This is a genomic window from Ferrovibrio sp., from assembly GCF_017994015.1.
In the GTDB taxonomy this organism is placed as follows: domain Bacteria; phylum Pseudomonadota; class Alphaproteobacteria; order Ferrovibrionales; family Ferrovibrionaceae; genus Ferrovibrio.
The window spans coordinates 77,054-86,352 of record NZ_JAGOLP010000013.1; the positions used below are offsets into that span (position 1 = coordinate 77,054).

Here is a 9,299-nt window from a genome sequence, read left to right on the forward strand (position 1 = left end):
TCGTATTACGTATACGATTAGCTTTTGCCGGCAGTCTCTGGTGCTGCTGCAGCACATCAACCCGTCGCCCAAAACCGCATGGATTTCTTCTATGGTATGGAAATGTATTGCTAAATTGCCCTCCCTCAGCGAGGAGGACATGCTCGCCGCAAAACTCGACGGCAAGGACATTGCGGTGTTCAAGCTGGGCGACCGCTATTACGCGACCTCGAATATCTGCTCGCATCAATATGCCCTGCTGACTGACGGCTATCTGGATGGCGACGTGATCGAATGCCCCCTGCATCAGGGCCGCTTTCATATTCCCAGCGGCAAAGCGCTGGGCGATCCGGTGACCGAGGATCTGGCGGTCTATCCGGTGCGTGTGGAAAATGACGAAATCCAGGTCGAATGGCCGGAAGCCTGAACCACCATGCGCAATCTGCTGATCATCGGCGGCGGCCAGGCGGCGATCCGCACCGCTCTGAGCTTGCGTGAAATTGGCTACGGCGAGGCCATAACGCTGGTTGGCGACGAGCCGCATGCACCTTATGAGCGACCGCCGCTCTCCAAGGAGGTTTTGCTAGGCAAGACCACACCGGAAGCCTGCGCCATTGCCAATCCCAACCGCTTGGCCGAAGCCGGGCTGCGGTTGCATCTGGGCCAGAGCGTGGTGGAAATTGAGCCGGCGCCCGGTGCGGCAAGGCTTTCCGATGGCCGCAGCCTGGCTTTCGATAGTCTACTTCTAGCCACCGGCGCTAAGCCGCGCCGGCTTGGCCTGCCCGGCACCGAGGCTGCCGGCATCTTCACCTTGCGCAGCCTGGATGATGCCGTGGCATTGCGCCTGGCCGCCGAAGCGGCCCAAGCCGGTCGCTGCGACAGCCCGGTGGTTATTCTCGGCGGCGGTTTTCTGGGCCTGGAGGCTGCTGCCAGCCTGCGCAGCCTGGGCCTGGCCGTCACCGTACTGGAAAGCGCGCCCCAGCTTCTGCATGGCCGCCTGCCGGCCGCGATTGCCGCATGGTTGCAGCAATGGCATGAGCGCCACGGCGTGACGATCCGCACCAATGCTCAACCACTGGCCTATGAAATAACCGATGATGGCCACGTCGCCGGGCTGCTCCTCGCCGATGGCGAACGCCTGCCTTGCCGCCTGGTGCTGGAAGCTGTTGGCGCGGTGCCAAACACCGATCTGGGCGCCAGTCTGGGCCTGGATTGCATCGGCGGCATTCTGGCCGATGCCCAAGGCCGCACCGCCTTGCCGCGCATCTTCACCGCTGGCGACGTGGCGCGCTGGCTTCACCCGCGTTACGACCGACCATTGCGGCTTGAATCTTGGCAGGCGGCGCAGTTACAGGGTGCCGCGGTGGCCAAGGCGATGTTGGGTGTTGAGGCACCTTTTGATGCTGTGCCGTGGTTCTGGTCCGGCCAGCATGATGCGATGATCCACATCGCCGGCCTGCTGGAAGATGGCCTCACCCTGGTGCAGCGTGGCAACCTGGATGGCAACGGGCCACTGGGCTGGTTTGGCCTGAAACAGGGCCGCTTGCGACTGGCGGTAACCGTCAATGCCATGGCCGATGCGCGGGTGGGGCAAAACTTGATCGAGCGCGGCTTCCAGCACGGCCTGGAGCTCGACCCCGCTCGCCTGGCTGATCCGGGACAGAGATTGCGTAGCCTGGCAGCCTGACGCGGCTGCGGGAATTGTGCTCTATTCACGCCCCGAACCAGACAAGGACAAAGGGTGGAACGCGACATGAGCGAAGCAGATAGCAAGGTAGCGCTGATCACCGGCGCGGCGCGCGGCATCGGTCTGGCGGCGGCGAAGAAATTCCTCGCCGAAGGCTGGCGCGTCGCCCTGCTTGATATCCTGGCCGATGAATTGCAGGCAAGCATCGCGGCGCTGGCGCAGCCAGATCGCACCCTGGCGCTTGTTGTCGATCTGTCGGATGCCGCCGCCATAGCCGGGGCCGTGCAGCGCGCCCATGCGCATTTTGGCCGGCTGGATGCGCTGGTGAACAATGCCGGCATCGCAGTGTTCAAGCCGATGCTGGAGGTGACGCTGGCCGATTGGAATCGCGTGCTGGCCGTGAACCTGACCGCGCCCTTCCTGGCCACCCAGGCGGCGGCGGCGCTGATGCGCGACCAGGGCGGCGGCGCCGTGGTCAACATCACCTCGATCTCCGGCCTGCGCGCTTCCACCCTGCGCGTTGCCTATGGCACCAGCAAGGCGGCTTTGGCGCATCTGACCAAACAGCAGGCGGCGGAACTGGGCGAATATGGCATCAGGGTTAATGCCGTGGCGCCGGGGCCGGTGGAAACCGCCATGGCCAAGGCCGTGCACACGCCGGAAATCCGCGCCGATTATCACGACCATATCCCGCTTAACCGCTATGGCCTGGAAACCGAACTGGCCAATGCGATTTACTTCCTGTGCAGCAGTGAAGCCAGCTACATCACCGGCCAGGTGCTGGCAGTGGATGGCGGCTTTGATGCCACCGGCATCGGCCTGCCCACCCTGCGCGGCCAGCGCCGCAATAGCTGATCGGCCATGGTGACCACGCCATTGCTGCGGCTGGTGTTTTTCGCCGATCTGGCCGGCACCTTCCTGTTTGCGCTGCAAGGCGCCTTGATCGCGGTGCGCGCCGGGCTTGATCCGGTCGGCATGCTGGTGCTGGCCTTTTCCACCGCTTTGGTTGGCGGCCTGATTCGCGATGTGCTGATCGGGGCGCTGCCGCCGGTGGCAATCAAGGATTGGCGCCTGGCCAGCACCGCCTTCCTGGCCGCCGCGCTGGTTTATCTGTTGGGCTCACATGCCCTGCGGCTGCCGATGCTGCCGATCATCGTGCTGGATGCAGCGGCGCTGGGGCTGTTTGCCGTGGCCGGCACGATCAAGGCGCATGGCGCCGGCGTGAATGGCCTGGCGGCTGCCCTGCTCGGCACCGTCACCGGCGTGGGCGGCGGCGTGGTGCGCGACATGCTGCTGGCCCGTGTGCCGCTGATCCTGCATTCGGAAATCTATGCCACCGCCGCCTTTGCCGGCGCCGTGCTGGTGGTGATCGGCCTGCGGCTGCGGCTGCGGCTGCCACTGGCGCTGGTGGCCCTGGCCGGCGGCACGCTGTGTTTTGTGATCCGCCTGCTGGCAGTGTGGCAGGGCTGGAGCCTGCCGAAAGTGCCGTATTGATCGCGACCTATTTCTTCAGCAGTTCGCGGCCCTGCAATTCGGCCATTTCCAGCAGGCGCGGCGCACGCTGCGCCACATCGCCCAGGATTGTCTCGGCCACCAGCAGGCGTTTGCGGGCATCGGCATCCAGCAGATGGCTCATCTGCGCGCGATCAATATGCGCCACGGTTTCCTTCATCTCCCACAATGTGGCGAGAAACACCTTCTGCGCCCCCATCGGCAGGCTGGCCGCCACTTCCAGTGCCGGAAACACCCGCAGGATCACATCGATCTTCATGCGCAGCAGGTTGGCAATCAGCTTGGCGTGATAATCGGCCAGCTGGGCCAGGGCGCGCTCGTCGGCATTGGCCATGCGATCCTCGATCAGCACGATCACACCTTCCAGCTCCAGCAGCGATTCGCGGTATTCGTAATAAGGCTCAAAAGCCAGCCGCGAAATGCGGTCGATGGCAGCGTCGGCCTTTTTGGCGGCGCGACGGGTCTGCTTCTCCAACGCCTCCAGCAGGGTTTTAATTTCCGCTGCTGAATAGGTTTTTTGTCCGATCCGCGCCATCGCACCGCCATTTCTACGGGTGCATCTTAACCATACCTACCAACCAATCAAGGTGACGACACCGATAATCAAAAAGGCGGCGGCAGCCAGCTTACGCACCAGATCCAGCGGCAGCACCCGCATGATGCGCTCTCCCAGCAAAACCACCGGCGCATTGACGGCGAACAACCCCAGGGTGGAAGCCGCGGTCACCACCAGCACTTCGCCATAGCGCGCCGCCAGCGCCGTGGTGGCCACCTGGGTCTTGTCGCCGATTTCGGCCAGGAAAAACGCCAGCAGCGTGCCGAGGAAAGCGCCGAAACGGCCAGCCTTCACCGGCGCTTCGTCCTCGCCAAGCTGATCCGGTTTCAGGGTCCATACCGCCATGGCAATGAACGAAGCGCCCAGCGCCCAGCGCAAATAGTGTGGTTCCACCAGTTGATCCAGCCACACGCCGGCCCAGGCGGCCAGGGCATGGTTGGCAACAGTAGCCAGCAGGATACCGGCCAGGATCGGCCAGGGGCGGCGGAACTTCGCCGCCAGCAAGAGTGAGAGTAGCTGTGTCTTGTCGCCGATTTCGGCGATGGCAACCAGGCCGGTGACGGTGAGGAAAGCTTCTGGCATGTGGGGCATACACAGGGGTCGGACGCTACAAGGCCAATGGCTCATCCGCCGCGCCCAACCCCGGGAACAGCGTATGAAGCCAAAGGTCTCGCCAAGCCGAACCGGCCGGAAGCGCCAAGGCGGTACGGCAAGCCGCAACACCTAGTCTGTTGACGCCACCCCCGCTCGCGACACGCCGTTTCCGTTGCTGGAAATGCTGGCGGCTGCCGGGCGGGAGGCTACTCCCCAATGGAACGCGCTCCGTATACCGCCAATGGTAACGGTTTTCCAGTCTTACTGATGGGTTCAATCAGAACAATTTTTCCACTTTGGACAAGATTGGTAAATTCCATGTAAAATGTTATTGTGTGCCGTCCTAATAGAGATTGTCCGCATGTCGACCCCGCCGAACCACCTGAAACTGTGGCGCCAGTTCTGCAATTTGACCCTGACCGAGGCGGCTGATCGGATCAGTTGCACGGCTTCGGCGCTGAGCAAGCTGGAAAATGGTCGTCTGCGGGTGACGGATCGCTGGCTGCATCGACTGGCGACCGCCTATGGCCGCAGCCCGGCCGCCTTGCTCAGCCCGCCGGGCCAGCATGCAGACATTCAGATTGTGCCGGGCGAGACCAGCGCCGAGGATAGCGCCGCCATGGCCAAGCTGTGGCAGGCCGTGCCGGCCCGATTCCGCCCGCATTTGTTGGCGGTTATGGAAGGCGCTGCCACCGGCGATACCGAGCAACGGGCGTTTCTGGATGCCGATATCCATGCCCATGAGGTTGCTGCAACCCTTGATATCGGCCTGAATGCCGTGCAACGCGCCCATCTGATCGAGCGCAGCCTGAAACAACAGGCCGAACAGCAGGCTACCCGGGATCGGCCGGGCGTTGTGGTGGAACAGGGTCTGCCCGAAAACTACTAGAAATTCATCCTATAACTGCAAAAAATGCTACCGGCACAAGTTAAAAGTCGGTACTATCGGACTCGGGACGTCAAAATTTCGGGTCGGTAGACAGGGCCATGCTCACTTCGAGTAAGCGTCATACGATCCGCGGCGCGGACAAATCCGTGGTGCAGATCGACTATACCGAAATACGCGAAGCCGCTGCCGCTGACGGAAAAACCTCGTTGGCGCTGGCGATCTATGAGCGGTTCGGCAAGCGCAGCACGGACGCACCGGCTTTTCTGAAGCGGGCGCGCTGGGTGTTTGCGCCCGATCCCGCGCATATGGTGGATACCTCGGCCGAGGCGGTTGAGGAATATGTCATGGTGGACCAGGAACTGCACAGCTTTGTCATGGATGGCGAGCATTATGTAGGCCGGCCGATTGGCGTGATCGAATCAGGCCCGGCCAAACAAGTGGCGATGCACACCTATTCCCAGGTCAAGCAGCTTGGCCTGCCGGCCTTCTACACCGTGTCGATGCCCGAGCGCGTTTATCAGCGCATCATGTTTCCCTTTATCACCGCCGGCAAGGTTACCCATGTGGTGACGCTGGTGCATCCTTTGCTCAGCCGCCGCCGGCTCAGCGAAGTGCTGCATTGATCCGATAGAGCAGACTGCTTGAAAAAACGGCGCGGCTGGCCTTTTGCCGCGCCGTTTTTTTGTATCAGGCAGCGCGGCCCTGCTTGAGCAGCGCAGCCGGCGCTTTCACCTGCGGCAGTTGCGGCCCGGCGGCAATCTGCTTCAGCATGCCGGCGCGCGAGATATAAGTGGTGTAAAGCCGCGATTGCTGGCCAACGGTTTGCAGGAAACCTTCCATCGACAGGTCAAGCCGCTCATAGGCATAGCCATCCGGGCGCAGCGGCAGGCCGGAATCCTTCAGCCCCTCAAACACCACGCCGCAATGATGGTCGACATTGTAATATTGTAGCGAGCGCGCCCGCACCAGATGGGTCAGGTAGAAGTTCAGATGCTGGCCACGATGCTCGGGATGCACCCACAGGCCGCCATGATGGCCAATGCGGCCGACATAATCCCGGCTGGTGGGGTGCACCACCCGGGGATAGGATAGCGGCGCCAGATATTGCGACCACAGCCGGCCCGAACGCAGGAAGCTGATCCAGCCGCCTGGCAGGTCGAACATGCGATAGGCAATGCAGGCAACCGGCTTGTCAGCCTGCATCACCCGCAACCAATACAGGTCATCGCCGGGCTTGAGGTCATGATGCTGCGGGTTGAAGGTGGCATTCAGGCCGATTGTAGCCGGCTGTCCCTTCAGGAAGCTGGCCCAGTCACGCAAGTCAGGCTCTAGAAATACGGTGTATTTCATAGCCTGAAGCTGCTCAAGAATGCCGTCTATATACGTTTGGGATGTATAAGGTGTTTTCCGCATGCTGCTATCCCCTCTCTGGTAGCCGCCTGAATCATGCCGCCCCGTCTGAGCAGTTGCATTCAGACCGGCAAATTTCTAATGAGGTGATGGTTAATGCGGGGTTTAATCTGGCACAGAACGAGCAGTGCACGGCCTAATGCCGCAATATTTGTGCAGACAGAGCCAAAGAAAGTTTCCATAAACGACATTTCTCCTTGCAAAATTTTCCACTTTGGACAATTCTGAGTCACATCCTTACTGGACATGCGTCAGCCTTCGGCGGACGCACATTTGGTCAGCGTTCAACGTCTGGAGATACAACCGTGTCGAAGCCGCCGAAAACCCATCCGAATCCGCATGACATCCTGGTTGGCGCCCGCCTGCGTGAAGCCCGCACCCTGGCCGGCATGAGCCAGACCGTGCTGGGCCAGGCCGTCGGCATCACGTTTCAGCAGATCCAGAAATACGAGAAAGGCCTCAACCGCATCGGCGCCAGCCGCTTGATGCAGTTCTCCACCATTCTCAATGTCACCCCGTCCTTCTTCTTCGAGGATATCAAGGCCAACACGCCGCTGGGCGCCGAGGATAACGGCGAGCAGAGCGAAACCCGCTTTGATTACGGCGATGCCTCGCGCCGCCAGGCGCTGGAGCTGGTGCGCTACTTTGGCCGCATCCCGAGCCAGGACCTGCGCTCCACCATCTTCGAGCTGGTGAAGACCGCCGCCAAGAACATGCACCCGACCGGCAACAATGCCGATATCGGCAGCGAGAAGATCGCCGCCAACGCGTAAGGTAAATCCGAGCTTTCAGCAGCCGGCCCTGGCAACGGGGCCGGCTGTTTTTGTTTTATAACCACAACCAACTGCTATTTTTGCTGGCAAAAACCACCCAGCATCGTCTAGTGATTGTTGTTATGGGGCGCCGGTTTAACCCGGCGGTTTTAAAGCATCAGCCGGGATCACTGCACACGGTATGGCCTTTGAGGTTGCCTACGAATTCACCGAATTATGGGTGCCGGCCAGGAGCACACCGGTCTACCTGCCTTTCCTGGTGCTGTTCGGGCTGATTGGCTGTGCGAGCCTGCTTTGGCTGGGCAATCGCGATCAGTGGTTTGAGCCTGAACGCAGCCCCGGCGCGTTCTTGGCAGGTTTACTCTCCTATTCCACGATTTTGCTGAGCTTCGGCCTGGTGATCAGTGGCGGCATGGTGTTGCTGGAAAGCCGCCCCAGCATGGCGCAGGCCGACCTGCTGGATAAGGTGAGGCAGGGCAAGGGCGAGCAGATCGAGGGCTATATCTGGCTGCGACCCGAATTGCGCGATGCCGATGATCGCATTGTGCAGCATCACACTTTCCTGATCGGCAGAATCCGGTTTCCGCATCAGCAGGCCGCTGCCAGCTTCACCCACCTCTTGCAGGAGGGCCGCGTGCTGCAAAACGGCCAATATGCCCGCGTCACGCATGTGAAAGGCAATGTCGTGAAAGTGGAAATCCGGCGCTGACGGCCCGGCCTGCATCGCGAGATTGGCAAGGGCATGGCGCTTGGCTATCATCATGGCATGTATAATGCCCCCTTTATTGCCGCAAAACGCTAAATGGTCGCCCGCATCCAGAGCGTGGCCTTCCAGGGCATCGAGGTGTTGCCGGTGGATGTGCAGGTGCAGGTCAGCGCCGGCCTGCCGGCCTTCACCATCGTCGGCCTGGCCGACAAGGCGGTGGCGGAAAGCCGCGAACGGGTGCGCGCCGCTCTGGGCGCCATCGGCCTGGGCCTGCCGCCGAAGCGCATCACCGTCAACCTCGCGCCCGCCGACCTGCCCAAGGAAGGCAGCCATTTTGACCTGCCGATTGCGCTGGCCCTGCTCGGCGCCATGGGGGTGCTGCCGCTGGATGCATTGGACGAGCATGTGGCCCTGGGCGAACTGGCGCTGGATGGCGCCATCGGCGCGGTGGCTGGCGTGCTGCCGGCCGCCATCGCCGCCAACGGCATGGGCAAGGGCCTGATCTGCCCCGGCAGCCAGGGCAGCGAGGCGGCCTGGGCCGGCGCTACGCATGAAAGCAGCGGCGGCGTGCTGGCGGCGCCCAGCCTGCTGGCGCTGGTGAACCATTTCAAGGGCAGCCAGGCTTTGCCCTTGCCACGCGCCGAAGCCGCGCTGGAGCCTGTGGCGCGGCTTGATCTGCGCGATATCAAGGGCCAGGAAAGCGCCAAGCGCGCCCTGGAAGTGGCGGCGGCGGGTGGCCATAACCTGCTGCTGATCGGCCCGCCCGGGGCCGGCAAATCCATGCTGGCGCAGCGCCTGCCAGGCCTGCTGCCGCCGCTTGAAACCGCAGAAATCCTGGAAGTGAGCATGATCGCCTCGCTGGCCGGCCAGCTTGAGAATGGCCGGCTGACGCGGCAGCGGCCGTTTCGCAATCCGCATCATTCCGCGTCGATGGCGGCGCTGATCGGCGGCGGCCACCGCGCCCGCCCGGGCGAAGTGAGCCTGGCGCATCTGGGCGTGTTGTTCCTGGATGAATTGCCGGAATTCGGCCGCACCGTACTCGACTCGCTGCGCCAGCCGCTGGAAAGCGGCCGTGCCGTGGTGGCCCGCGCCAATGCCCATGTCAGCTATCCGGCCCGGGTGCAGCTGGTGGCGGCGATGAATCCCTGCCGCTGCGGCTATCTGGCCGATCCGGCCCAGGCTTGCAGCAAGGC

At 62.4% G+C, this 9,299-nt stretch carries 12 protein-coding genes; 9 read left to right on the forward strand and 3 right to left on the reverse strand.

Annotation, left to right across the window (positions count from 1 at the left end; genetic code table 11):
• Positions 1-40: 40 nt before the first annotated feature.
• The 4 genes from KBB36_RS09365 to KBB36_RS09380 all read left to right on the forward strand — a co-directional run bounded on the left by KBB36_RS09365 (position 41) and on the right by KBB36_RS09380 (position 3,160).
• Entirely contained in the window at positions 41-406 is a 366-nt protein-coding gene (locus KBB36_RS09365) for a non-heme iron oxygenase ferredoxin subunit (RefSeq protein WP_290979236.1), read from the forward strand.
• A gap of 6 nt (positions 407-412) precedes the next feature.
• Complete coding sequence (locus KBB36_RS09370) at positions 413-1,666, forward strand: FAD-dependent oxidoreductase (protein ID WP_290979239.1); 1,254 nt, start codon at positions 413-415, stop codon at positions 1,664-1,666.
• A 66-nt stretch (positions 1,667-1,732) separates the two neighbouring features.
• A complete protein-coding gene (locus tag KBB36_RS09375; RefSeq protein ID WP_290979241.1) occupies positions 1,733-2,521 on the forward strand; it encodes an SDR family NAD(P)-dependent oxidoreductase in 789 nt (262 codons plus the stop codon).
• A 6-nt stretch (positions 2,522-2,527) separates the two neighbouring features.
• Complete coding sequence (locus tag KBB36_RS09380) at positions 2,528-3,160, forward strand: TRIC cation channel family protein (protein WP_290979243.1); 633 nt, start codon at positions 2,528-2,530, stop codon at positions 3,158-3,160.
• Between the two features lie 7 nt (positions 3,161-3,167).
• Here KBB36_RS09380 and KBB36_RS09385 read toward each other — a convergent pair whose 3' ends face one another.
• Together KBB36_RS09385 and KBB36_RS09390 are read right to left on the reverse strand one after the other, a co-directional pair.
• Positions 3,168-3,713 carry a hypothetical protein gene (locus tag KBB36_RS09385; RefSeq protein WP_290979246.1) on the reverse strand — a complete coding sequence of 182 codons (546 nt, stop codon included), beginning with the start codon at positions 3,711-3,713 and terminating at the stop codon, positions 3,168-3,170.
• Positions 3,714-3,749: 36 nt separating this feature from the next.
• Positions 3,750-4,316 (reverse strand): TMEM165/GDT1 family protein, encoded by a 567-nt coding sequence (locus tag KBB36_RS09390; RefSeq protein WP_290979249.1) that lies wholly within the window; start codon positions 4,314-4,316, stop codon positions 3,750-3,752.
• A gap of 373 nt (positions 4,317-4,689) precedes the next feature.
• On the opposite strand from KBB36_RS09390, the gene KBB36_RS09395 reads away from it, so the two are divergent.
• Entirely contained in the window at positions 4,690-5,217 is a 528-nt protein-coding gene (locus tag KBB36_RS09395; protein WP_290979252.1) for a helix-turn-helix transcriptional regulator, read from the forward strand.
• Positions 5,218-5,315: 98 nt separating this feature from the next.
• Positions 5,316-5,840 (forward strand): hypothetical protein, encoded by a 525-nt coding sequence (locus KBB36_RS09400; protein ID WP_290979255.1) that lies wholly within the window; start codon positions 5,316-5,318, stop codon positions 5,838-5,840.
• A gap of 64 nt (positions 5,841-5,904) precedes the next feature.
• Here the strand turns inward: KBB36_RS09400 and KBB36_RS09405 are convergent, their stop codons facing one another.
• Complete coding sequence (locus KBB36_RS09405; RefSeq protein ID WP_290979258.1) at positions 5,905-6,567, reverse strand: hypothetical protein; 663 nt, start codon at positions 6,565-6,567, stop codon at positions 5,905-5,907.
• A 365-nt stretch (positions 6,568-6,932) separates the two neighbouring features.
• Between KBB36_RS09405 and KBB36_RS09410 the strand changes: the two genes are divergently transcribed.
• From KBB36_RS09410 to KBB36_RS09420, 3 genes are all read left to right on the forward strand, one after another.
• Positions 6,933-7,400, forward strand: a complete 468-nt coding sequence (locus KBB36_RS09410) for a helix-turn-helix transcriptional regulator (RefSeq protein ID WP_290979261.1) — start codon at positions 6,933-6,935, stop codon at positions 7,398-7,400.
• 181 nt (positions 7,401-7,581) lie between these two features.
• Positions 7,582-8,109, forward strand: a complete 528-nt coding sequence (locus tag KBB36_RS09415) for a hypothetical protein (protein ID WP_290979264.1) — start codon at positions 7,582-7,584, stop codon at positions 8,107-8,109.
• A 93-nt stretch (positions 8,110-8,202) separates the two neighbouring features.
• A partial coding sequence (locus tag KBB36_RS09420) for a YifB family Mg chelatase-like AAA ATPase (protein ID WP_290979267.1) occupies positions 8,203-9,299 on the forward strand: 1,097 nt, incomplete at its 3' end.

Excerpts from the sequence above, each read along its gene's own strand:
- KBB36_RS09370 (WP_290979239.1), top strand. The coding sequence starts at position 413 with ATGCGCAATCTGCTGATCATCGGCGGCGGCCAGGCGGCGATCCGCACC.
- KBB36_RS09375 (WP_290979241.1), top strand. The coding sequence starts at position 1,733 with ATGAGCGAAGCAGATAGCAAGGTAGCGCTGATCACCGGCGCGGCGCGC.
- KBB36_RS09380 (WP_290979243.1), top strand. The coding sequence starts at position 2,528 with ATGGTGACCACGCCATTGCTGCGGCTGGTGTTTTTCGCCGATCTGGCC.
- KBB36_RS09385 (WP_290979246.1), bottom strand. The coding sequence starts at position 3,713 with ATGGCGCGGATCGGACAAAAAACCTATTCAGCAGCGGAAATTAAAACC.
- KBB36_RS09390 (WP_290979249.1), bottom strand. The coding sequence starts at position 4,316 with ATGCCAGAAGCTTTCCTCACCGTCACCGGCCTGGTTGCCATCGCCGAA.
- KBB36_RS09395 (WP_290979252.1), top strand. The coding sequence starts at position 4,690 with ATGTCGACCCCGCCGAACCACCTGAAACTGTGGCGCCAGTTCTGCAAT.
- KBB36_RS09400 (WP_290979255.1), top strand. The coding sequence starts at position 5,316 with ATGCTCACTTCGAGTAAGCGTCATACGATCCGCGGCGCGGACAAATCC.
- KBB36_RS09405 (WP_290979258.1), bottom strand. The coding sequence starts at position 6,567 with ATGAAATACACCGTATTTCTAGAGCCTGACTTGCGTGACTGGGCCAGC.
- KBB36_RS09415 (WP_290979264.1), top strand. The coding sequence starts at position 7,582 with ATGGCCTTTGAGGTTGCCTACGAATTCACCGAATTATGGGTGCCGGCC.